This window comes from Pantoea sp. SGAir0183, from assembly GCF_043545505.1.
This window is the reverse complement of sequence record NZ_CP028053.1, coordinates 3701548-3724741: the sequence shown is the minus strand read 5'-3', so window position 1 is coordinate 3724741 and position 23194 is coordinate 3701548. Positions and strand designations below refer to the sequence as shown.

At 54.1% G+C, this 23194-nt stretch carries 19 protein-coding genes; 12 read left to right on the top strand and 7 right to left on the bottom strand.

What is annotated here, in order from left to right; genetic code table 11:
* Positions 1-2: 2 nt before the first annotated feature.
* Positions 3-1343, top strand: a complete 1341-nt coding sequence (locus C1N59_RS17270) for an aspartate aminotransferase family protein (protein ID WP_394549947.1) — start codon at positions 3-5, stop codon at positions 1341-1343.
* A gap of 164 nt (positions 1344-1507) precedes the next feature.
* Here C1N59_RS17270 and C1N59_RS17265 read toward each other — a convergent pair whose 3' ends face one another.
* On the bottom strand, positions 1508-1846 hold the full coding sequence (locus C1N59_RS17265; protein WP_394549946.1) for a hypothetical protein: 339 nt from the start codon (positions 1844-1846) through the stop codon (positions 1508-1510).
* A gap of 290 nt (positions 1847-2136) precedes the next feature.
* Here C1N59_RS17265 and C1N59_RS17260 point away from each other — a divergent pair, with 290 nt between their 5' ends.
* Both C1N59_RS17260 and C1N59_RS17255 read left to right on the top strand, forming a co-directional pair.
* A complete protein-coding gene (locus C1N59_RS17260; RefSeq protein ID WP_394549945.1) occupies positions 2137-3873 on the top strand; it encodes an ABC transporter permease in 1737 nt (578 codons plus the stop codon).
* 10 nt (positions 3874-3883) lie between these two features.
* On the top strand, positions 3884-5221 hold the full coding sequence (locus C1N59_RS17255) for an ABC transporter ATP-binding protein (protein ID WP_033740160.1): 1338 nt from the start codon (positions 3884-3886) through the stop codon (positions 5219-5221).
* Positions 5222-5355: 134 nt separating this feature from the next.
* On the opposite strand, the gene C1N59_RS17250 is transcribed toward C1N59_RS17255, so the two are convergent.
* Positions 5356-6609 carry an enolase C-terminal domain-like protein gene (locus C1N59_RS17250; RefSeq protein ID WP_394549944.1) on the bottom strand — a complete coding sequence of 418 codons (1254 nt, stop codon included), beginning with the start codon at positions 6607-6609 and terminating at the stop codon, positions 5356-5358.
* Between the two features lie 325 nt (positions 6610-6934).
* On the opposite strand from C1N59_RS17250, the gene C1N59_RS17245 reads away from it, so the two are divergent.
* The 4 genes from C1N59_RS17245 to C1N59_RS17230 all read left to right on the top strand — a co-directional run bounded on the left by C1N59_RS17245 (position 6935) and on the right by C1N59_RS17230 (position 11155).
* Positions 6935-7702 (top strand): SDR family oxidoreductase, encoded by a 768-nt coding sequence (locus C1N59_RS17245; protein WP_394549943.1) that lies wholly within the window; start codon positions 6935-6937, stop codon positions 7700-7702.
* Positions 7703-7744: 42 nt separating this feature from the next.
* Complete coding sequence (gene idnD, locus C1N59_RS17240) at positions 7745-8773, top strand: L-idonate 5-dehydrogenase (protein ID WP_394550892.1); 1029 nt, start codon at positions 7745-7747, stop codon at positions 8771-8773.
* Between the two features lie 141 nt (positions 8774-8914).
* The gene (locus tag C1N59_RS17235) at positions 8915-10312 is read left to right on the top strand and encodes an MFS transporter (RefSeq protein ID WP_394549942.1); all 1398 of its coding nucleotides are present in this window, start codon (positions 8915-8917) and stop codon (positions 10310-10312) included.
* Between the two features lie 102 nt (positions 10313-10414).
* Complete coding sequence (locus tag C1N59_RS17230; protein WP_394549941.1) at positions 10415-11155, top strand: FadR/GntR family transcriptional regulator; 741 nt, start codon at positions 10415-10417, stop codon at positions 11153-11155.
* A 50-nt stretch (positions 11156-11205) separates the two neighbouring features.
* Here the strand turns inward: C1N59_RS17230 and C1N59_RS17225 are convergent, their stop codons facing one another.
* A complete protein-coding gene (locus C1N59_RS17225; RefSeq protein WP_039338808.1) occupies positions 11206-11874 on the bottom strand; it encodes a YecA/YgfB family protein in 669 nt (222 codons plus the stop codon).
* A 343-nt stretch (positions 11875-12217) separates the two neighbouring features.
* Here C1N59_RS17225 and C1N59_RS17220 point away from each other — a divergent pair, with 343 nt between their 5' ends.
* From C1N59_RS17220 to C1N59_RS17210, 3 genes are all read left to right on the top strand, one after another.
* A complete protein-coding gene (locus C1N59_RS17220; protein WP_394550890.1) occupies positions 12218-13402 on the top strand; it encodes a serine hydrolase domain-containing protein in 1185 nt (394 codons plus the stop codon).
* Between the two features lie 131 nt (positions 13403-13533).
* Positions 13534-14049, top strand: coding sequence for an RcnB family protein (locus tag C1N59_RS17215; protein WP_394549940.1), 516 nt, complete (start codon positions 13534-13536; stop codon positions 14047-14049).
* Positions 14050-14201: 152 nt separating this feature from the next.
* On the top strand, positions 14202-14909 hold the full coding sequence (locus C1N59_RS17210) for a GNAT family N-acetyltransferase (protein WP_039338805.1): 708 nt from the start codon (positions 14202-14204) through the stop codon (positions 14907-14909).
* A gap of 21 nt (positions 14910-14930) precedes the next feature.
* On the opposite strand, the gene C1N59_RS17205 is transcribed toward C1N59_RS17210, so the two are convergent.
* From C1N59_RS17205 to C1N59_RS17195, 3 genes are all read right to left on the bottom strand, one after another.
* The gene (locus C1N59_RS17205; protein ID WP_253275869.1) at positions 14931-15458 is read right to left on the bottom strand and encodes a coiled-coil domain-containing protein; all 528 of its coding nucleotides are present in this window, start codon (positions 15456-15458) and stop codon (positions 14931-14933) included.
* A gap of 234 nt (positions 15459-15692) precedes the next feature.
* Complete coding sequence (gene opgB / locus C1N59_RS17200) at positions 15693-17984, bottom strand: phosphatidylglycerol--membrane-oligosaccharide glycerophosphotransferase (protein ID WP_394549939.1); 2292 nt, start codon at positions 17982-17984, stop codon at positions 15693-15695.
* 180 nt (positions 17985-18164) lie between these two features.
* Entirely contained in the window at positions 18165-19178 is a 1014-nt protein-coding gene (locus C1N59_RS17195; protein ID WP_394549938.1) for a capsular polysaccharide synthesis protein, read from the bottom strand.
* 503 nt (positions 19179-19681) lie between these two features.
* Between C1N59_RS17195 and C1N59_RS17190 the strand changes: the two genes are divergently transcribed.
* On the top strand, positions 19682-20632 hold the full coding sequence (locus C1N59_RS17190; RefSeq protein ID WP_394549937.1) for a YncE family protein: 951 nt from the start codon (positions 19682-19684) through the stop codon (positions 20630-20632).
* Here the strand turns inward: C1N59_RS17190 and C1N59_RS17185 are convergent.
* Entirely contained in the window at positions 20629-21183 is a 555-nt protein-coding gene (locus C1N59_RS17185) for a histidine phosphatase family protein (RefSeq protein ID WP_039338802.1), read from the bottom strand. The two genes, C1N59_RS17190 and C1N59_RS17185, sit on opposite strands and share 4 nt — an antisense overlap.
* Positions 21184-21768: 585 nt before the next feature.
* On the opposite strand from C1N59_RS17185, the gene C1N59_RS17180 reads away from it, so the two are divergent.
* Positions 21769-23163, top strand: a complete 1395-nt coding sequence (locus C1N59_RS17180) for an MFS transporter (protein ID WP_006121824.1) — start codon at positions 21769-21771, stop codon at positions 23161-23163.
* Positions 23164-23194 lie beyond the last annotated feature (31 nt).

Sequence of the window (23194 nt, the reverse complement as noted above, 5' to 3'; positions counted from 1 at the left end):
CAATGACGGTACGTTCAACCATAATGGATACCAACAGCTTTCGTGCTGAAAACGCGGAAACGCTGGCACCGGACATTCGACAACTGACCGATAAGCGCAGCCAGGTACTGGGCGAGTCCTATCGGCTGTTTTACCGCAATCCGGTGCATCTGGTGCGCGGAAAGGGCCAGTATCTGTGGGATAAGGCGGGCAACCAGTATCTGGATATGTATAACAACGTTGCCAGTATTGGTCACTGTCATCCGGTGGTCGTGGATGCCGTACATAAACAGATGATGCAGTTAAACACCCATACGCGCTATCTGCATGAGTCGATCCTTGCGTACAGCGATCGCATTCTGGCCACGATGCCGGCCGAGATCGATCGGGCCATGTATATGTGTACCGGATCCGAGGCAAACGATCTGGCGATCCGCATTGCCCAGTGCTGGAGCGGTGGTACGGGCATCATCGTGTCCAAAGAAGCCTATCACGGCACCAGTGCGCTCACCTCCGGCGTTTCGCCCGCGCTGGGCAGCGGTCAGCCGTTATCACCGCATACGCGGCTGGTGGCCCCGCCTGACTTTTATCGTATTCAGACGGCGGATCAGGGTGCCTGGTTTGCGCAGGAAATTCAGAAGCAAATTGATGATATGGCTGCGCACGGCATTAAATTTGCGGGGTTCCTGGCCGACTCGATTTTCTCGTCAGACGGCGTTTTACCCGGTCAGCCCGGCTTTTTAAAACCGGCGATTGATGTGGTGCATCAGAACGGCGGCATTTTTATTGCCGATGAAGTGCAGCCTGGCTTTGCCCGCACCGGCGAGGCATTCTGGGGCTTTGCCCGACACGGCGTGGTTCCGGATGTCGTGACTACCGGCAAACCGATGGGGAACGGCATTCCGGTCTCGGGGCTGATGGCGAAAGCGCCGGTCATGGCGGCGTTTAGCGATGCACTACCTTACTTTAATACCTTTGGTGGTAACCCGGTCTCCATGGCGGCGGCGCACGCGGTGATGGATGTCATTGAACAGGAAGAACTTCAGGCGCACAGCCTGAAAACCGGCGCTGCACTGCTGGCGGCGCTGCAATCCCTGCAGGCAACGTATCCGTGCATCGGTGAAGTCCGTGGAGCAGGGCTGTTTATCGGCTTTGAGCTGGTGAAGGACAGAGAAAGCAAAGCGCCTGACAAACGTCTGGCACTCGATCTGGTGGAGGCGTTACGTGAGGCCTTTGTGCTGACCTCCGTTGCCGGACCATACGGAAACGTGCTGAAAATCCGCCCACCGCTCTGTTTCCAGACGCACGATATCGACTGGGTGGTCAGTGCCATGGATCGCTGCCTGAGGAAATTACAAAGCTGAACGCGATTACAAAAAACCAGGGACCGCGCAGACGGAACGCAACCGGTCTGCGACAGTGAGTCCCATCCGTTTGCAGCGCCAGAGAAAAATCCTCTGGCGCTGAGCGTCCTGTCCTTTAGGTGGCCGCGCAGGCCTGGCTGCCGCCGGGCCTGCGCATTCTCAGCTTAAGCGTGGGCGCCCGAAGGCAGCTCCAGTTCAGGGCTTTCCCCCGCAAGGGTCCCGCTGTCAGGATCCCGCAACCGGCCTTGGCCAAAGACACAACCATTCGGCTGGAAGAACACGTCGCCGTAGATGGGATCGTTCACGCAAATCGTGCCGTCCTCTCGCTGTTCGATACTGAGCTGGGCGAAGCGCGAGTCAAATTCTTCCAGCGTGCTGAGTTGCGGATCGTCATTCAGACGAATCAGCCAGCAGGTCTCTTTTCCCGCTAAGCGGGCTTCACAGTGCTGCGCGGGACCGCGGGTTGTCAGCCGGAAAGGCTGGTTACCCGAAATCTGAACCATGCCGTTACCGCTGCGGAGCAGAATGCGTTGCTCACAGACGCGCATCTCATCGAAATAGCGCTGCGGCAGCCAGGCATGGGCGTAAATTGTTGGGGCCTTTGCCGAATTATTCAGTCTGTTTGTATTAAGAAAAGGGCTGCATTGAGTATGCCAGCAAAAACCGGGAGTGGGCTTTCATAAAAAATTAATAAAAACCCCGCCATCAGGTGAGCATACGTTTAATAATCCTGACTGATAATCCCTCACCTGAAATACTTCAGTCGCTCCGTGATGAAAAGAAGAGAGGGCTCATGAACTTCCGATTCACCATGCTGGCGGCTAACAGACGGTTGCTGCCAAACGTCTGGGATGCCGTGGCATTTCCCCTGATTATTTGCCTGATTGCAATGGTGGCGGTGGGCTTTCATCAAACGCTGATGCCGATTGACAGCCTGAAAACCCAGGCCATCTCCCTTGATCCGACTAATCTGCCGGAATATGCCATGCGTACCACGCTGCGGATGTTGGTGGCGATGCTGGCGTCACTGGTGTTCAGCCTGATCTACGGCACGCTGGCGGCCAAAAGTCGCCGGGCAGAAAAGGTGTTAGTGCCCATTCTGGATATCCTGCAGTCCGTTCCGGTGCTGGGTTATATCTCTTTTACCGTGACCTTTTTTATTGCCCTGTTTCCCGGGCAGGTGCTGGGCGTAGAACTGGCGGCGATATTTGCCCTGTTTACCAGTCAGGCCTGGAACATGACCTTTAGCTTTTACCAGTCGCTACGTACCGTACCGGCCGATTTGGTGGAAGTCTCACGTGGCTTTCATCTGACCGGCTGGCAACGTTTCTGGAAGCTGGATGCGCCTTTCGCCGTGCCGGGACTGGTGTGGAATATGATGATGTCGATGTCGGGGGGCTGGTTCTTTATTGTCGCCTCAGAGGCGATCACGGTGGGTAACAATACCTTTACCTTACCGGGCGTGGGCGGCTATCTGGCACAGGCGATTCTGCATAAAGATATCCATGCGGTGGGCTGGGTACTGCTTACGATGGTGATCGTGATTCTGGCTTATGATCAACTGTTGTTCAGGCCGCTGGTGGCCTGGGCGGATAAGTTCCGCATGGAAAACACACGTTCGGGGAGTGCGCCGACCTCATGGGTGCGTGATCTGATGCGCCGTACACGCCTGATTCACCAGATCTTTACGCCGCTGCGCCTGCTGCTGTCTGCGCTGGCGCGTATCTCGTGGCGCTGGCCTGCCTCCAGGTCGGTCCGGGCCGAAAGCAGCACGGAATCCCGCTCGCGTCTGGGTGACTTTATCTGGGGCGCCTTCGTCATTTTACTGACCCTGTATGTGGTCTGGCGGGTTATTACCTATGTGCAAATCGGTGTCACGCTGGCGGACGTGAAACATGTCTTCGGCCTGGGGCTGATTACGCTTCTGCGCGTCACCGTGTTGATTCTGATTTCATCGCTGATTTGGGTGCCGCTGGGCGTGATGATTGGCCTGCGTCCTGCACTGGCCGGAAAAATTCAGCCTGTTGCCCAGTTCCTGGCGGCGTTCCCGGCCAACCTGATGTTTCCGGTGTTCGTCATTATGATTGTGCACTTCAGGCTGAATCCGGATATCTGGCTGTCTCCGCTTATTGTGCTTGGTACGCAGTGGTACATCCTGTTTAACGTCGTGGCGGGCACCACCGCCTTTCCCAATGATTACAAAGAGGCTGCCGCAAACTTTCATATTCGCGGCTGGCATTGGTGGCGTCAGGTGATGCTGCCCGGCATTTTCCCCTACTACATTACCGGTGCCATTACCGCTTCCGGCGGAGCCTGGAACGCCAGCATCGTGTCCGAATTTGTACAATGGGGAAATACGCAGGTCACCGCCCACGGCCTGGGGGCGTATATCGCGCAAACCACGGCCGCTGGGGACTTCCCGAGGATTATTCTTGGTATCGCCGTGATGTCGTTGTTTGTCACCTTGTTCAACCGTCTGCTGTGGCGGCCGCTGTACGTCTACGCTGAATCAAAATTCCGTGCTAATTAAGGGACCCGAGATGTTAAACAATCAACCCACACACCATGCAGACGTGTCGACCAAAAAAACGGACGGTCGCCAGGCGGTCCTGACGGTAAAAGACATTAAGCACGGTTACGATAAAGCGCACGGTGAAGTGCTGATTCTGGATGACGTTAATCTGACTCTGCAGGAAGGCGAGATAGTGGGGCTGCTGGGCCGCTCTGGTTCGGGAAAATCGACACTGCTGCGCATTATTTCTGGTCTGATTACGCCCGGCTCGGGTTCCGTTGACTACCTGGGCGCACCGCTGAACGGCCCTGCCAAAGGCGTGGCGATGGTGTTCCAGACCTTTGCGCTGTTTCCCTGGTTAACGGTGCTACAGAACGTAGAAGCCGGGCTTGAAGCGCTGGGCGTGGAAAAAGCGGAACGCAGAAAGCGTGCGCTGGCGGCCATTGACCTCATCGGCCTGGACGGTTTCGAAAACGCCTATCCGCGTGAATTATCGGGCGGCATGCGTCAGCGTGTGGGCTTTGCACGCGCTCTGGTCGTCGATCCCACCTTATTGTTAATGGATGAGCCGTTTTCCGCGCTGGATGTATTAACCGCCGAAACGCTGCGTACCGATTTACTCGATCTGTGGAATGAGGGACAGATGCCGATGAAATCGGTGCTTATCGTCACCCACAATATCGAAGAAGCCGTCTTTATGTGTGACCGCATTCTGGTGCTGTCCTCTAACCCCGGGCGCGTAGTGGCAGAAATCAAAGTGCCCTTTGGCCATCCGCGTAACCGGTTGGATCCGGCTTTTCGTCGGCTGGTCGATGATGTTTATACCCAAATGACCGCACGGCCTACCAGCGATAATGTGAAAAAGAGCCTCAGACTGGGAACGCGGCTGCCGCATGTGTCAACCAACCTGATGGCCGGGTTGATCGAAACCCTGGCAGCAGCGCCGTACCACGGCCGCGCCGACATGCCAGAGGTGGCCCGTTCGCTGCATCTGGAAGTCGATGAACTGTTCCCGATAGCCGAAGTGCTTCAGTCGCTAGGCTTTGCGGACGTGCGGGAAGGGGACATCTTCCTGACGCCGCCCGCCCGGGTGTTTGCCGAGTCAGACACGCAGCAGCGTAAGGTGATGTTTGCCGATCATCTGCTGCGTTACGTGCCGCTGGCCGCCCTGATCAAAACGGTACTGGATGAGCGTCCGGGACATCGTGCACCGCGCGTGCGTTTTGAACAGGAACTGGAAGATTCGCTTTCCGACAGTGCGGCTAAAGAGACGCTGGATAGTGTGATTAACTGGGGCCGTTATGCGGAGATTTTCTCTTATAACGACCAGACCGAGTACTTTAGCCTGGAAGACGTCGAATTCTGATTGAGGTGGATGAAGCGGTAGCGACTCGGGGGCACTGACCCGGTCCCTGGTCAGAACGCGAGTACGTTTCGTTTACAGGACCGGAAAGAATAAGCAAAGGCACCCTGTTGCGCCTTTGCTTCCCGTTAACGGACTCAGGGACGCCAGACCGTGCCATCGGGCGTACGGGCCATCGTCCAGGTGGGGTTACCGCCTTCGCAGGGGAATTTCGCCGCCAGCGTTTCATTAATGTCGATACCCAATCCCGGCCTGTCATTAACGTATGCATAGCCTTGCTCGACGTCCGGGCAGCCGGGAAACACTTCACGCAGGGCATCGTTCATCGGCGTGTATTCCTGAACGCCAAAATTTGGTGAGCTCAGGTCCAGATGCATATTCGCACACACGCCGACCGGTGAAATATCGCCGGGGCTGTGCCAGGCCGTGCGGACACCGTTTAATTCACTGTAAACAGCAATTTTCTTCGCCGGCGTAATTCCGCCAATGGAACTGATATGGCAGCGAATATAGTCAATCAGCTTATTGTCGATCAGCGGCTTCCATTCGTTCACATTCACGAACAGCTCGCCCATTGAGATGGGCGTAGAGGACTGCTGGCGCAGCATCTTCAGCCACTCCGTGTTCTCTGGCGCAACCGGATCTTCCAGGAAAAACAGCTGGTACGGCTCCAGGGCTTTAGCCATATGAATAGCGTTAATCGGCGTAATGCGTTCATGCGCATCGTGCAGAAGCTCTACGCCAAAACCCAGCTTATTGCGCAGATGATCAAACAGGCGTGGAATGCTTTTCGCATAGGCTTCCGGATCAAAGTACATGCCCGCTGTTTTGCTGCGCGGTGAACGCTTAGGCTGGATATTTTTCGCTTTGACCATGCGGTTCGCGATGAGCCTGAGATCGTCGGTACCGGCACCGCCATACATGCCCATCTGGCAGCGGATATACTGATAACCTTCCTCCATTTTGGCCCGGGCACTGTCTTCCACTTCGACTTCGTCTGCGCCATCGGTGTGCACATAGAGCGCAATGCCATCGCGACACTTGCCGCCCAGCAGTTCATAAACCGGCAATCCGGCCAGTTTGCCTTTAATGTCCCACAGCGCCATATCGACACCGGACAGGGCGTTATTCATGACCGGACCATTGCGCCAGTAGCCACTGACGGCGGCAGACTGCCAGATATCTTCGATTCTTGCCGGATCCTTGCCCCTCAGAAATGGCGCCAGGTAATCATCAATGGCGCTTTGTACCGCATAGATGCGTTGGGTAAAGGTGGCGCAGCCAAGGCCGTACAGGCCCGGCTCGTTGGTTTCGATTTTAACCACGACCAGATCGATGCCGCCGGGCGCAGTCAGAATGGTTTTAACATTCGTGATGGACAGATTACTCACAATCGCTCCTCTTTTATCAGGCCACTTACCGCCACCGTCGTGCTCGTTGCTGCTCATGGCTAACAGGTATGTTGTCATACAACATGACTGTTTTATCACAAAGCCGGGTCGTTGCCCTTATTAGCTTTCGATTCTGTGATGGGGATCTAATGACTGAACTTTATGCACGTAGTTAAGATTTATTTTCTTAAAATACAGCATCCTAATCAATTTCAGGGTGAGGGCTTTGTGATAGACGCCTCATAACGCATCATTACGTATTGATTTAATCTGCGCGTAAATTCACCTTAATAAGATAGTTGTCATACATATTTAAGGGTGGGATATGACTGCACTGTTCGATCTGACCGGGAAAACGGCATTAATCACCGGTTCATCTCGTGGGCTGGGTTATGCCTATGCTGAAGCCCTGGCGGCGGCCGGGGCACAGGTGATTTTGAACGGCACGCGTAAAGCGGGGCTGGATGAGGCGGTTGAACAACTCGTGGCGAAAGGCTATCACGCCACGGGGCGGGTATTCGATGTGAAAGATGAAGGCGAAATTGAACAGGCATTTGCCGCGCTGGATGAGCAGGCGATTGCGGTGGATATCCTTATCAATAATGCCGGCATTCAGTACCGTAAACCGATGCTGGAACTGGCGCTTGAACAGTGGCAAAAAGTCATTGATACCAACCTGACCAGCGCCTTCCTGGTTTCACGCGCGGCGGCAAAGCGCATGATCGCCCGTCACCAGGGCGGAAAAATCATCAATGTCGGTTCGTTAACCAGTCAGGCCGCGCGTCCGACGGTTGCGCCTTATACGGCGGCCAAGGGCGGAATCAAGATGTTGACCTGCTCAATGGCGGCCGAATGGGCGCAGTTTAATATCCAGACCAACGCGATTGGGCCGGGTTATATCTTAACCGACATGAACCGTGCGCTGGTGGACGACGCCCGGTTTGATAGCTGGGTGAAAAGCAGCAATCCCTCTCAACGTTGGGGCCGGCCAGACGAAGTGGCCGGTACCGCCGTTTTCCTCGCTTCGCGCGCGTCAGATTATATCAACGGGCAGATGATTTACGTTGATGGCGGCTGGCTGGCCGTGTTGTGAGCCTTACTGACCTGCAAAGGGGAACCCATCGTGCATAGCTTAATGACCCAGGCCTGTGTGGCAAAGGGTAAAAAAGACATTGTGGTAGAAGAGCGCGAGCTGCATTACGCAGAGGATGACGTCGTGATAAAAGTGGAGTGCGGCGGCATTTGCGGATCCGATATTCATTATTATCACGAAGGGCGGGCCGGGTTATCCGTCATTCAGCACCCTTTTATTATCGGACACGAATTTGTGGGGCGGATTTATCATGCGCCGGAATCTTCTGCCCTCAAACCCGGACAGAAAGTGGCGGTTAACCCGTCGCAGCCCTGCGGGCGATGTGAATATTGTCAGGCCGGGAAACAAAATGCCTGCCCAACCATGCGCTTCATGGGCAGTGCGCAGTTCACGCCGCATGTGGAAGGCGGGTTTGCACAGTATGTCGTGGTGTCCGCGCAGCAGTGTGTGCCCTACGACGAGCAGGTTCCGGCCAGCGTGATGGCGGTTGCCGAGCCCACCGCGGTCGTCATTCATGCGCTTAATGTGGCAGGCAGTATCGTGGGCAAAAAGGTGCTGGTAATGGGCGCTGGCCCCATAGGCGCGTTAGCCATTGCCGCAGCAAAAGCATCGGGCGCAGCGGAAATAGTGGCCTGTGATCTCAGCGAGCGGTGTCGTCGTATTGCGTGTGAAATGGGTGCCGATGTCGCCGTGGACCCGGCCGATACGGCGGCCATGGCCCGCTATTGTGAACACCGGGGCTACTTTGACGTCACACTGGAGGCCAGCGGGGCAGAGGCAGCCATCAGCACCAGTATCCTGGCGACGCGGCCAGGTGGCACGATGGTTCAAATTGGCATGGGAAAAAGCCCGCTTCATTTTCCCGTCGCGCAGATGCTGGTAAAAGAAATTAGCTGGAAAGGTTCCTTTCGTTTTATTGATGAATTTGCGGTTGCAGTGAAATGGCTGGAAAAAGGCATTATCGATCCGCGACCGATCCTGTCCGGTCAGTATGCGCATCAGGATATTGAAGTGGCTTTGCAGGCCGCCAGTGATAAAACGCAGCATTCAAAAGTGTTAGTCGTCTTTTAAGTTCATTCACAACAGCGCTGTTATTCAGCGTGCAAATAACTTTAATGATCAGGGCGAGTGAAATGCTCTCACGTCTCGCGTGGACTGCGCTCGCCTGTCTTTTATTCACCTGTCAACGCCGGGTTGGCCTCGGGGTAAAACATGAGTCATTCACATACGCGTACAAAAGAACGTAATACGTCTGATCTTGTCAGGGCCTCTGTTTCAGGATGGTTGGGTACCACGCTGGAGTTTATGGATTTCCAGTTATATTCCCTCGGTGCGGCTCTGGTTTTTCATGAAGTCTTTTTTCCCGGGCAATCAGGCGCAATGGCGTTAATTCTGGCTATGGGCACCTACGGCGCAGGTTATATCGCGCGTATTGTGGGCGCCGTCTTTTTTGGCAAAATGGGCGACCGCGTGGGCCGAAAAAAAGTGCTGTTTATGACCATCGCATTAATGGGCATATGCACCACATTAATTGGTGTGTTACCGACCTATCAGCAGGTCGGTATTCTGGCGCCTTTATTGCTGGTCGCGTTGCGCGTAATACAGGGATTAGGGGCAGGGGCAGAAATTGCCGGGGCCAGTACGATGCTGGCGGAATATGCGCCCAAAGGGAAAAAAGGCCTTATCGCTTCCCTGGTTGCCATGGGCACTAACTGCGGCACCTTGAGCGCCACCGCTATCTGGGCCGTCATGTTCTTGTTTTTCACTAATGAAGAGGTCGTCGCGTGGGCATGGCGTGTTCCTTTTCTGGCCAGTTTTGTCGTGATGGGGTTTGCGCTCTGGCTGCGCTTTAATTTGAAAGAAAGCCCGGTGTTTGAAAATGTGGCAGCATCCGCAACCGTTACGCTCCGGTCGAAGAAAAGTCAGTCCATTTTTCAGTTAATTCAGGGGAAAGCGTTCTGGATAGCAACCGGCCTGCGGTTTGGCCAGGCCGGAAATTCGGGGATTATTCAGACCTTCCTGGCAGGCTATATGGTGCAAACGCTGTTATTTAATAAAGCGATTCCCACCGATGCCATCATGGTCAGTTCCGTGATTGGTTTTCTGACGATTCCCCTGCTCGGCTGGCTCTCAGACAGGGTCGGGCGGCGCATTCCCTATCGCATACTGACCGTCGGCTCGATCCTCCTGGCCTACCCGATGATTTCACTGATCGTCGACAAGTCCCAGGCTGTCAGCACCATTATGGTGTGCCTGATCGTGATTCATAACATCGCGGTGCTGGGCCAGGCCGCTATTGAAGGGATCACCATGGCAGAGATGTTTGGTTCGCAAAACCGCTTCGCACAAATGGCGATTTCAAAAGAAATTGGCGGGTTGTTTGCCACCGGATTAGGTCCTCTGCTGGCGGGGATATTTTGTCAACTTACCGGCTCCTGGCACCCGATTGCGGTGATGTTAATCTGTTATTCCTGCATCGGTCTGCTGGCGTCACTGATCATGCCTGAGGTGGCCGATCGCGATCTGACCGCAGAAGCCGATGCGGTGGAGGCACAGTCTGCCATCAGTCAGCACAGGGTGTCCGCGCTCAGCCCGCGTCGCGGCGAATAATGGCCTGTTTTCGAACGACGTGCTTTACGGTGTCAACACAGGACTTTGTCTGAAAGGATGAGATAGAATGGCATCATGTAGGACATCATATGAGAAGGTGTTGTGAGCATAAAATCCATTCAGAAACAGAACGTTGTTAACGAAGTGTTCGAGCAAATCAAGGCCCGGCTACTGGACGGTAGCTGGCCCGCGGGCGCTCGCTTGCCTTCTGAAGCGGAGCTGACACACTCTTTCAATGTCAGCCGGGTGAGTGTGCGCAGTGCGGTGCAGCGGTTGCGTGATCTTGGCATTATCATCACCCGTCAGGGCAGCGGCAGCTATGTGTGCGAAGATTTCACGCCGCAGATGCTGAACAGCAGTGCCAGACCGCTGATGCACCTGAGTCGGGAAGCGTTTAATGACATGATGGTGTTTCGTCAGACCGTCGAGTTTAAATGTGTCGAGCTGGCAGTTGAACACGCGACGGAAGACGACATTACCCTGCTTGAGCAGGCCCTGAATAACATGCTCATCAACAAAGGGGATTACAAGAAATACTCGGAGGCCGATTATGAATTTCATCTGGCGATTATCCGGGCTTCCCATAACAGCGTGTTTTACAACGTGATGAAGTCAATTAAGGACATTTACTACTATTACCTGGAAGAGCTGAATCGCTCGCTGGGTATCACCCTTGAGAGCGTGGAAGCGCATATTAAGGTGTTTATGGCGATTAAAAACCGCGATGCGTCTTCGGCAGTGCAGGTGCTGAATGACGCGATGAAGCACAACGTGGTGGCTATCGACAGGATTAAGAACCGCGAAGGTCTGTCACCTGCGCAGCCCGTTCCCGCGCCGCGTTAATGTCATGTACCTGTAACAGTGAATGGGGCCGGTTACCGGCCCCGAGTGGCTTAGTGCAGACAGCACTGCTTGTATTTTTTACCGCTGCCACACGGGCAGGGATCGTTGCGACCAGGCTGCTTTGCTGCCGTGACAGGCTGTTGAACCTGAGGAATCGCCTCAGGCTGCGCAATCCAGTAATCGTGCAGCGCAAGAGCGGCAGGACGTATGGCATCCATGCTGCTTTCCATCTCTTCCGGCGTTAACGCATCGACTTTTTCGAGGTTTTCTTCCTTGCCATGCAGCGCGATGACGTCCAGTGATTCGTGCAGTTCGGCAGGCAGCGCAGACCAGTCCGTCAGCGCTACGCCGCGCATATAGCCATAGCACCACTCTTCCACCACGGTGAATTCCAGACCTTCCATTTCACGCACGCCAAACAACGGCTCAAATTGCTCCGGAAACTCGGACAGGCGGTCAGCGATATCATTCATATGCTGAAAGCAGAGCTCCATAAAGCGCGTCATTTCGCGCTCATTGCTCCATTTAGGGATATGCTTTTCGCCGCCCCAGAGCGCAACCAGCCAGCGGCTGGGTTCAACCGTTGTCGGGCCTGACAGTACGGCGGTGAGCAGGCCATCCAGTTCGGACACATCAAGAATAGATGCTTCGCTACCGTATTTTTCCAGCATATCATCAAGCCATTGCAGTTCTTTCTCGCTTAATGGACCTTCTTTCATGGTTCTCTCCGGGCGTTTCTGGTTCAGCAGAAAATTGACTGCATATAAAAGCGCGCAGTGTACACGCTTATGGATGCGATGGCAGTGCCATCAGATGCACAACCCAATAAGGCACACGACAGAGGCATTCTCTCTGTCGCTATGTTACTCTCCCGGCCCCGCAAGGCCTGATGCCAGAGGGAACGACAGGCGGAACGCCGCCGGGCAACCGAATAAAGATTTAGCTGACTGTGCCGATATAAGCACAGCGGTATCATCTTGCAGGATCGCGATGAAGCTTTTCGTCAGCGCCCTGATACGACAATAAGACGGGCGCGAGGACGTGACCAGAAAAAAGACGCTCATCCGGACGTTATCCGGCTTGCTGACCCGGTGCGGCATAGTAATACTCGGTGCGATAGGGTTAACCGCCTGCGGCACACTGTCGCAAACGTCCGCCCCTACGGGCGACAGGTTTTATCTGACTCACAGCGCCTTCCACGATAATCTGGATGACCTGGTGCGCCATTACATGCAGCGCAAACAGGTCTCCGGCATCAGCATTGCCATTATCCACAAAAACGCGCCCACGTTGTTCTACAGCGCCGGCGTGACGGACGATGTCCATCGTTATCCGATTACGCCTGATACCTTGTTTGCGCTGGGCTCCTTGAGTAAAGGCGTAACCGCAGAGGTGATTACGCAACAAGTCGATGAGGGACAACTGCGCTGGGAAGATACGCTGGCAACCCTGCTACCCGCAACGGTGGCATTGAGCCCGGATGCTCGCCGTATCACGCTGTTACAACTGGTGACGCACACGTCAGGATTGCCGCGTCAGGATATGGACCTGGCCATGTTTATGCAGTTCATGACTTATCTTCGCACCGGGCAGAATTTTTACGGCAATCTCGACGATGACCGTGTGCTCAGCTATCTGGCCGACTTTAGGGCACCCCGTCACCGTATTCCGCAGTATTCAAATCTGGGTTATGCGCTGTTGGGCTACATCTTACGCACCCGATGCCACTGTGATATTGACAGCCTGGCCCGTCAGCAAATCTTTCGTCCGCTGGGAATGACGCAAACGAGTTTTGTGCCTGAGCGCCTCAGCGGTTTCCCCACGCGGGCGCTGGGCCATGCTGGCGATCAGCCAAAGTTTATTCCGCGCGGCGATATCACACCGGACTGGCGCTTCAGACGTAACATGATGGCTGCAGGCAGCCTGTACAGCAATGCACGCGATCTCAGCGTCTATCTGCGGGCGCATTTGACGCCCGGTCCGTATCCTGAAATCAATCGCGCGTTTGCCGGAGTGAATAAACGCGTGTACCAACAGGGCAACCAGACGCAGAATATCGCCTGGGTAACGGATCGGCTGGAAGGGCGAAACATCACTTACCAGGTAGGCTATATTGGTGGTTATTCGGCATTTATCGGTTTTGACAGAGAGGCTGGCAATGCGATTGTGGTGCTGCAAAACGCGTTTAACTGGAGTAACTACCTGGGTATCACATTGCTGCTTAACCTGGCAGAAAAAGACAGGTAAGGTGTAAGCAGGAGCCGGAATACGTTGCGAATCCTTACACTTACCTTTATGAGTGATGGAACCGTAATCCTGTTCAGATTGTCTTCAGAGTGGTCTACTGTTATTAAAATCAATTCAATGTGGAAATTATTATGCGCAGGACTCAAATTGCTTTAATTTCAGCGGGTTTACTGTTCGGCTCGCTGAGCCTTATCCCTGCTGTTCAGGCCGCAGGCGAAACCACCGACTACGTGCCACCGCCGCCACAGGTTCAGCCTGTTGCGCCGTCTGGCGAGACGAATGTACAGCCAGGCAGTAATGCGGCTCAACCCGAAACGGCACCCGTTCAGTCCCAGGCACCTGCGAGTTCTGACTCTAACGACGGTATTACGCCAACCACGCCATCGCATGCGGAGGGTAATCCCGGTAAGCCGAACTACGATCTCAGCACCATCATCATTGATTACAAAGAGCATAAAATCGGTGATACCGTGCCAGATAAATACCGCAGCAAGACCTATACCATCACGGAGTGGCAGAAACGTAACCTGCCTGCGCCTCAGCCCGGTACGCACTGGGCTTATATCAATGCCAATTATATCCTGATCACCGATGACACCGGTAAGATCGTCATGGGTAAATCAGGCGATATCTTCTTCCGCGGATAAGCCCGTCGCCGGACGTTGGCACGACGCAACCGGAGAATGTGAAATAACGGCCTCGTCACGGGGCCGTTTTTTTTCGTTTTATCAGAGTAAGACTTCTCACCCTCTGCGTAACGTGGCAACGTGTTTTGATTAACCGAAACGCAGGAGGCACGATGGCACAGCACCTCAATCAGTATGGTCAACCGGTAGGGCAATCAATGCCCGACTGGCAGTCACGCCCTTTACCACAACGCGAGATTTTTCAGGGACAGGTCTGTCGGCTTGAACCTTTTAGCGTCGCTGCGCATGGGGCGGCACTCTGGCAGGCCTGGTCACTGGCGGAAGATGGTCGTGACTGGACTTACCTTTCAGATGGCCCTTTTGATGATGAGGCCGCATGGTTAGCTCATGCCAGAACCATGGAGGCGAGTCGGGATCCACTGCATTTCAGTGTGGTTGATCGAAAAACCGACAGGGCTGTGGGGACGCTGTCGCTGATGCGTATTGACGCGGCGAATGGTGTGATGGAGGTGGGATTCGTCACCTTCTCCCGCTTACTTCGGCAGACAAGAATGGCAACAGAGGCACATTTTCTGCTAATGCGTTACGCCTTTGAACAGCTTGGCTACCGACGTTATGAATGGAAATGCGACAGCTGCAATCTGCCTTCTCGCCGGGCCGCGTTACGTCTGGGGTTCCAGTTTGAAGGGGATTTTCGCCAGGCCCGCATCTATAAAGGTCGCACGCGCGATACCAGTTGGTTTTCGATCATTGACAGCGAATGGCCGCAGGTGAAAGCGGGTTTTGAACGCTGGCTGGCAGAGACCAACTTCACCCGTGAAGGCCAGCAACGAGAAAAGCTGGAAACGCTTCGGGGCTGAGATCTGCCCCTGCCTGGTCGTTCAGACAAGCATGTATTTCATGGCCGCCATAAGCAGAGTGGTGGTCATGACCATAAGCAGACGTTTAACCCAGCACATATCGTTTTTTAACCCGCCGACATCCGTCCTGATTTCATCCACATCGGTTCTCAGCGTACTGACATCCATAGTCAGCCTGTTCACATCGGTTTTCAGGCTATTAACGTCTGTTCTCAGCACGCTGACATCACTCTTCAGGCTGTCAACGTCCGTTCTCAGCACGCTGACATCACTCTTCAGGCTATCGAAGTCCGTTCTCAGTATGCTGACATCACTCTTCAGGCTATCGAAGTCCGTTCTCAACACGCTGAGATCGGTCTCCATATTCTCAGACTGCTTACTCAGCCTGAGAATATGCTGGTTATGACGCGTAAAAGCCTGCATGACATCAGCGCGCGAGAGTGCGTTGTCCTGCTGTATCTGCGCAAAAATATCGACCATCACTTCGGCCTGACGGTCATTGATGCCTGCCCGTTGCAGACGTTTAAACGCTTTATGTGTATTCATCATTGCGGTCGCCATTCATGCCTCTTCCCGTTTCATCAAACCGTGATGGCATCATGACAGGCAAGCCGAAACAGTCACAGTACAGAGGCAACATCTTGCGGATTAAATCCAAAAATATCAATTAGTTAAACAGGTAATAATCATTTTTTTGCGTGGCGCTTCGCAAAAAGATGAGCGTTTTGCTGCTGCCAACATCGCCATTTCAATGTCGGCAGCCAACGTCAGTGGCGTGACCACTCAGGGAAGGGGAACGACCTTGAGCTCGACCAGACCAATACCGAGTTTGCGCGGATCTTGTCCGGCGATGTTGTTGAGGTTACTGAGTTGCGGCTCGGGCGGCGAGAGCGTTAACCGGTGGCTTCCTTCAGGATTGTCAAAACGTAGCGTATGGGTAGAGGGAATCTCCCCCAGCGTCAGCAACTGCTCAGTATCGCCCACCCTGACCGGTATTGGCCGGTGGATGTTCGGACCGTAGGCACGAGCGGTGATCACCAGATCAAAGTGCGCGGGCAACGGATCGACAAACTCAATCGTCACGTCGGGGGCAAGACTGGCATTCGACCAGCGTCCCCAACTTTCCTGGCGCGAAATGCCGCTAAACTGCTTCACACTGGCTGGCGCGCCGGGGATCGCAAACAGAAAGCTTTCAGCGTCATAACGAATCGCATTATCTTCGATGCGCAGCTGTGCCACAGCAAGTTGGTAGCGGGCATTGCTGAGGGTGTCTGCCGGGAACCGGGCTTGACCTTTCCACTGAGGCGTATCAACGCGTGTGACGGTGGGCTGACCCGCAGGTTGCCCCATCGCAACGCACCAGTCACCGGACAGTGCCAGAGAAGGTTGCCAGATGCGGCCCATTTTGAAACAGCGATCGACCCAGATAAACTTCTCATCTGCTTTGAAATCGGCCAGCTGGAAACGCAACGGCGCGGAATATTCCCCTTCCGGCAGCGGCTCTATATGTTTATCTGTTACGCGCAACAGAATCGGCAATTTAAAGCTGGTTCCGGAAAAGCTGAAAGTATTTTTGGCCTGATTGATAATAAAACTGTCGATTTTGCTGGGAAAATTCCAGAGCTGAATAATATCGGGCTTCCAGCTTAAGACTTTGGTTTTCATGTCCTCAAACTGACTGGATAACGACACCGCTGACAGACTGCTGCGGCCCAGGCCAATCGCATTATCCCCGCCCAGGATATCCAGCAACGTGGCGCCGTTATCCAGCGTACTGCGTTTCATATCAATCACGTCGGTCTCAGGCCGATCGCCGCGAATCACCATAAACAAATCGTGGCGGGGATGCGTTATCAGAAAAGGGTGCGCAGTATTGTTCATCGCCAGATGATCGGAGGCAACCACAATCACCGTGTCAGCGAACCACGGGGACGCTTTGATACGGGCGATCAGTCGGGCGATATGTTCCTGTGAGCAGGATACCGCGCTGAACGACTGGTTGGGTTTACCCGCATAGCTATAGCTTTTGCGCTGGCAACCGCGAGAAATAAAACCGTCGGGATGGTGCGTGTCGACGGTGAGCGCAAACAGCGCAAACCGTTTTTGCTGGCGTGACAGCGAGGCATAAGTGTCGTAAACCTTATCCAGCACCGTGTCGTCATAATATCCCCAGTTATTGCGGTACGTGGGATCGCGCACCTGGTCTTTTAGCTCCTGTGCACCGTACATATGTGCGGCATCGAAACCGTGGGAATGCAAAAAGACATCTTTGCCTGCAAAGCGTAAATCGGCCCCCTGAATAAACCAGTTCTCATAGCCCGAGTTCTTCAGGATATCGCCCAGGCAGATATTTTGTGGATAAAAGCTGGAAAGGGAAGCGGAGGCATTGCCGTCGAAAGGGGCAAAAAGGGGAATGCCGCATTGCGATGCGACCATACCGGCAATGGTGTAATCCGTGCCGGGCAGTTGTTCGGTCTGACTGAAGTCCAGGCTTTGCTCTTTCTCGCGATTCAATTCGGGGGCCAGACCCGGAAAGGCCATCTGGTCGAAATAGGTGCGCTCCAGGCTTTCAGCGTAGATATACACGACATTAAGCGCAGGCCGCTCAATGCGGTTCTTCGGCACCTTATAAACGGTGTCGAAGTCAGAGTCGTCCCGCAGTGAGTAAGAGGTGATCAGTGTGCTGACCTGATGAAAAGCCGGCGTGGTCTGCACCGCACCGGCGGCGCAGATAAATGCGACCAGGCTCCAGCCAGGGTGAAAAGGGCGCTTACTGCGTCGGAGCAGCCATGATAAGGCGCAAAAGAGTAAAAACAGCACGATGAGCAGGCCAAGATCGGGCACAACATATTTGCTCAGGCCCGCACCGGTCAGGCTGTTTGTCAGTGTATACACCACGGCATCGGTAATGCCCTCGCCCGTAAAATAATTGCTGGCAAACAGCGTGGCATTCAGCACGACAAACAGCATGAGCAACACCAGGACGAGGCAAAACCAGATTCTGTTTCGGCCTGCTTTACAGGAATAAACAGCAATCGCGGTCAGAAAAAGGAGCACTGACACGAATTCGGGCAACGTCACATCCTCTTATTATGTGAACCTGTCTCTTCTAAGGGGGACATTTTCATTAAATTGCGGCTCAATCTAGCTTGGCTGTCATCGGGCTGCAACCTGTCTGCCGCCATTTTGGCGGCAGATTCACATTGCCAACAGATAAAAACACGCCATAGCGAATGCTGAAGAACCCGTGACGGATTACGCGCGTTGCTCCTGGGGGGCCAGCAGTCTGGCGGGCGACGACAGAGTTTGATGCATGACTTCACCTATCAGGCTGGAGCGATTGTAAAAGCGCAGCTTAAGGTTGAAATCAAGATGTGTGCGTTCGCGGGCACTCAGTTTGATCACCGGAGGAGGCGTCAGAGGACGTTGCTGGAATAAAACACAGCGGACAAACGCCGTGCTGTTACCGGCATCAACCCTGTGATAATACCCGGCGCTCGCTTCGGCTTTACGCAAAAGGAAATTGACCCGACGATATTCGTCCATCGCCAGCTGGTGGGCCAGCGACGGCAGCTCACTGTCAGGATGGCTGAGGTTTTGTCTCAGCGCAGGGAAGTCACTGCGTTTCTTTAACTCCAGTAGATAGTTATGCATACCGACATATTTTACCGGTGCCAGTTGTTTGAGCCATTCCCGGATAAACGGGTTTTGGACGGGCGCGGCGAGAACGCTGGTATCAATCACCGGCCTGAGTGAATGACAGGTGGATTCCTGGCGGTAATAGCCGATCAAATCCCTGGGGCTGAGGCTGTGGGCCTGATGTATCCACGTCAGATCTTCAAACAGTAAGGTATGACAATCAATGCTGATGCCGCCATAACGGAGCAGCAGTTCCAGCCGGATGATGTCGTTTTTTAGCGCCTGCGTCAGATCTGAAGAGATAAACTGCAACTCAGGCAGCCAATGACTCAGCGTTTGCGGAGTCACCAGATGAACATCATGATCCGGATTATCGCGACGAAGTTTGCGAATTGTTAAGGCGACAGAGGCAGGTAACCGTTCGCCAGGCCAATAGAGCCAGGCCGTTCTGGCAATGGCAGGCAGTGACTTAGGCACCGCGGTCAGTTCCACATCGTGTTCAAGGCCAGGATCATATTCTGGCGCACTGAGGGCACGGTGCTGTTTCATCGTCAGCAGCATACGGCTGGTGAAGGCGAGTTTTTCCCAATGGCGCCAGAGCGGAAGCAAAGAACGGCGATGCGAAGTCATATTTCACCTGTTATTTTGGTTATTGTGTTTTATGCCGGTCGTCAAAATAACGTGCTTAACTGCCAGCCTGTATCTGAACCGCTATAAAAGCAGACATCGCTGTACTGCAATGCTTATTCGTCTTGCCGGGTGATGTGACGATGGCACGTGGCAACGACGTTTTGAACAGGCGAAATCAACCACGCCAGGTTATTTAATAGAACACAATGTAGTCATTCGCTATGCCTGATAAACACTTTAGGATAAAACGGAAATAACGCTCAGCCGGAAACAAAAATAAATATTTATTCACGCTAATGGTTTATTTGTTTATGACAAACTGAGTCTGTCGTCATGCTGAACATTTAACTTCAAAAAAAACCGATACACTGTGAAGCTGTCAAAGGGATACAGGCTAAATCGGGATAAAAAAAATTATTTAGCATATTTTATCAATTCTCAGGTGTACGCAGCCCGATAACCCTTGTCTACGCTTTAAGCTTACCGATGATAAAGGAGATGCCATGTCGTTTGACTCTCGAGGATTACTGGCGATCGACAGACAAACCCGCCGTGCGCTGTTTCTCGATCCCGACACGTTTGCCGTCAGCCAGGCCGTGGACGTGATTCCGACGCGGCTGCATGAACTGCTGATGCTTGCGCCCTGGGGAAAAGCTTTTTTGCCCTTGTACGGCGATGCGATGCGAAGTGAACTCCCGCATCCCGGGCACAAAGTCGCCGTAATTGATCTTCGACGGCGGGAAATTACCGACTACATTGATCTGTCGCCGTCTAAAGCGCCCCACAGCGGTCAGTTAGGGCGGGATGGCAAAGTCTATTTGTGTTGCGAGAATCCAACGGCCGTCGTGGTGATCGATCCCCAAACGCATCGTGTTGAAAAGACCATTCCTATTCCGCTGGATAATACCCATCGCCTGACGCTCTCTCCGAGCGGCCGCAAATTATTTACCGACAACGAGCAGGACGCCACTATCACCGTGGTGGATCTCTGTGAGGCGGAAGGGCGCGTCATTGATACGGTGCTTATGCCGGGCCCCGTTTCGGGTCTGACAGCCTCACCCAAACATCCCTACCTGATCGCCAGCGCCGCCGATGCGCCCTTGCTGTATGTGGTGGATCGCCAGAGTCATCGTATCCGCCAGCGGCTGGCTTTGCCCGATCATCAGCATCCCTGCCAGAAAGTGCGCTTTAGTCCGGACGGAGACAACCTTATGGCGATGGGTGATCAGGAGCCGACTGTGACGCTGTTTGACGAGTTGCTTAATCCGCTGGGGCGAATCACGCTGGCTGGACAACCGCTCGATGGCTGTTTCAGCCCGGACAAAAAAAAGCTGCTGATCACGCATGATGACAATAAGACGTTAAGCGTGATTGATTTGATGCGCCAGACCGTGGTGATGACCGCAGAAGTGGGCGCGGGTTATGAAACGCTGAGCTACTTCCAAATCGATTAAATAAACGGGCGATGGTAAATCGCGGAACTCCAGTGACGGCTGCTGGCATGCTTTTCGGCCTGCCAGCCACGCTTACGCAGTTCGCGGGCAATCATTTTGTTCATAATGCCGTGACCCAGCAATAAAACCGTGCCTTTCTCCGATAAGGCGATCAGCCTGTCAGCGGCGCGCGACGCCCGTGCGCGCGCATGTTGCAGTGATTCGGTCTCGCCCGCGTAACCACACAACCACATCGCACGCAGAATGGCCTGCCAGACAAAGGTGGGTAACTGAAGGCGATCGGCCCGCAGCAGCGGAATGCCGACTTCACTGAACAGCGCATCGACATGATGCGGGCGCAGCCCCAGGTGCGCCAGCGAGGAGTGGGCGCGGGGTAACGGACTGCAGACGACAACCGCGGCGTTGCGCGCGATATTGATGCTGCGCTCAGGCGGCCCATCGCTGACCAGCGAAAGATCATAGGCTTCGCACCAGTCCGCCATGCCCTGCGCACTCAAACGGCGGGCAAAAGGGTGGGCGGGTTTGCCGTGTCGCATCAGGATAATGGTCATAACGTGTAAACAGCGTCCTCCAGGTCAGGTGCGGACAGGGCTCTGCGCGACTGTACGCGATACAAACGTGGTGCGTTGTCATTTTGCAGTCACACCAGTATGCGACAACAGCATCTGATGAAAGGTTCTGACGGCCAGTTTGGCTTAATGATAAAAGAAAAGTGAACCGGGTCTAGCGTTATGCTGTTTTTTTGCGCGTCAGGTTACAATTAACCAACTGATTTTGCGTTAAAAATAGCATCTGATGCAGCTTGATACTAAAGAAAATCTAACAAATTTACTCAAGTGCTATTGATTTATCTACGCGCGTAGATAAACTGGCTTCCAGTGATTGCTCTCGGTGCCCGATGCACGGTAGGCCGATCGAGGAACAAGTTACATTCGCCAGACTTATACGACCGCTGAAAAATACAGCGGCGAAGCTCGCGATACTGCGGATTCCAACACCAGGGAATCTTTTAACTTTCCTTTCATCATGGTTAGCCAACTGAATGTCGCCACCAGAGCGATTCTTCTGCTTACAGTCAGGGAATTGTCTCTCGGAATGGCATTTATCTATCTGCATATTTTCAAGGGACAGCGTTTATGACGGCACAGCACTCCGTTACGACACAGGCATCACTGCCTTCTACCTCCGCCGCAGATGAGCGGTTTAACACCTCAGCCGGCCGCAAAGATTTTTGGCGCGCTACGGTTTCCTGTTGGTTAGGCACGGCAATGGAGTATGCAGATTTTGCGCTCTATGGCCTGGCTGCGGGCATCATTTTTGGTGATGTCTTTTTCCCCGAACAAACGCCCGCGATGGCACTGCTTGCCAGTTTTGCCACCTGGTCCGTTGGGTTTATTGCCCGTCCGATCGGTGCCCTGTTTTTCGGCTGGCTGGGCGATCGTAAAGGCCGCAAGGTCGTCATGGTCACCACCATTATCCTGATGGGCGCCTCCACCACGTTGATTGGGCTGATTCCCAGCTATGCTTCGATTGGCATCTGGGCGCCGGCCTGCCTGGTGCTGTTACGCTTCAGTCAGGGCTTTGGGGCGGGCGCCGAACTCTCAGGCGGAACCGTTATGCTGGGTGAATATGCACCGGTCAGGCGCCGTGGCCTGGTGTCATCGGTCATTGCACTCGGCTCTAACAGCGGCACGTTGCTGGCCTCGCTGGTCTGGCTGCTGGTGGTGCAAATGGACAAGCAGAGTCTGCTGGAGTGGGGATGGCGCATTCCGTTCCTGAGCAGTGCGGTGATCGCTCTGGTGGCCTTGTGGATCCGTCGTAATCTGCGTGAAACACCGGTATTCGAGCGTAAGAAAGCAGAGCTTGCCGAAACGCGCGCCCAGGTGATTGCCGCGCATCGTTCTGAAGCGGATACACGCCCCTTCTTTCAGCGCACACGTGCCTTCTGGACAATGGTCGGGCTGCGCATCGGTGAAAACGGCCCCTCTTATCTGGCCCAGGGCTTTATTGTGGGCTATGTCGCCAAGGTGCTGATGGTAGATAAATCCGTGCCCACCACGGCGGTGTTTATCGCCTCATTGCTGGGGTTCCTGATTATTCCGTTTGCAGGCTGGCTGTCTGACCGTTTTGGTCGCCGTGTGGTCTATCGCATGTTCTGCCTGCTGCTGATGATCTATGCCTGGCCTGCTTTTACCCTGCTGGATACGCGTGAACCGGCCATCGTGATTCCGGTGATTGTGGTCGGCATGGCGCTGGCTTCTCTGGGCATCTTTGGCGTACAGGCGGCCTGGGGCGTGGAGATGTTTGGCGTGAATCACCGTTATACCAAGATGGCGGTCGCGAAAGAGCTGGGTTCTATTATTTCAGGCGGCACTGCCCCGTTAGTAGCGGCGGCCATGCTCTCTTATACCGGACACTGGTGGTCGATCGCCGTCTATTTTTCCGTGATGGCCACGATTGGTTTCCTGACTACGTTTGTGGCACCGGAAACACGTGGGCGCGACCTTAACCTGCCAGAGGACGCTATCTGAAACAGGCTATGCTAAAGGCAGTGCACGTTAA

Coding starts and splice junctions, on each gene's coding strand:
- C1N59_RS17270 (WP_394549947.1), top strand. CDS start 3: ATGACGGTACGTTCAACCATAATGGATACCAACAGCTTTCGTGCTGAA.
- C1N59_RS17265 (WP_394549946.1), bottom strand. CDS start 1,846: ATGGTTCAGATTTCGGGTAACCAGCCTTTCCGGCTGACAACCCGCGGT.
- C1N59_RS17260 (WP_394549945.1), top strand. CDS start 2,137: ATGAACTTCCGATTCACCATGCTGGCGGCTAACAGACGGTTGCTGCCA.
- C1N59_RS17255 (WP_033740160.1), top strand. CDS start 3,884: ATGTTAAACAATCAACCCACACACCATGCAGACGTGTCGACCAAAAAA.
- C1N59_RS17245 (WP_394549943.1), top strand. CDS start 6,935: ATGACTGCACTGTTCGATCTGACCGGGAAAACGGCATTAATCACCGGT.
- idnD (WP_394550892.1), top strand. CDS start 7,745: ATGACCCAGGCCTGTGTGGCAAAGGGTAAAAAAGACATTGTGGTAGAA.
- C1N59_RS17235 (WP_394549942.1), top strand. CDS start 8,915: ATGAGTCATTCACATACGCGTACAAAAGAACGTAATACGTCTGATCTT.
- C1N59_RS17225 (WP_039338808.1), bottom strand. CDS start 11,874: ATGAAAGAAGGTCCATTAAGCGAGAAAGAACTGCAATGGCTTGATGAT.
- C1N59_RS17215 (WP_394549940.1), top strand. CDS start 13,534: ATGCGCAGGACTCAAATTGCTTTAATTTCAGCGGGTTTACTGTTCGGC.
- C1N59_RS17210 (WP_039338805.1), top strand. CDS start 14,202: ATGGCACAGCACCTCAATCAGTATGGTCAACCGGTAGGGCAATCAATG.
- C1N59_RS17205 (WP_253275869.1), bottom strand. CDS start 15,458: ATGATGAATACACATAAAGCGTTTAAACGTCTGCAACGGGCAGGCATC.
- C1N59_RS17195 (WP_394549938.1), bottom strand. CDS start 19,178: ATGACTTCGCATCGCCGTTCTTTGCTTCCGCTCTGGCGCCATTGGGAA.
- C1N59_RS17190 (WP_394549937.1), top strand. CDS start 19,682: ATGTCGTTTGACTCTCGAGGATTACTGGCGATCGACAGACAAACCCGC.
- C1N59_RS17185 (WP_039338802.1), bottom strand. CDS start 21,183: ATGACCATTATCCTGATGCGACACGGCAAACCCGCCCACCCTTTTGCC.
- C1N59_RS17180 (WP_006121824.1), top strand. CDS start 21,769: ATGACGGCACAGCACTCCGTTACGACACAGGCATCACTGCCTTCTACC.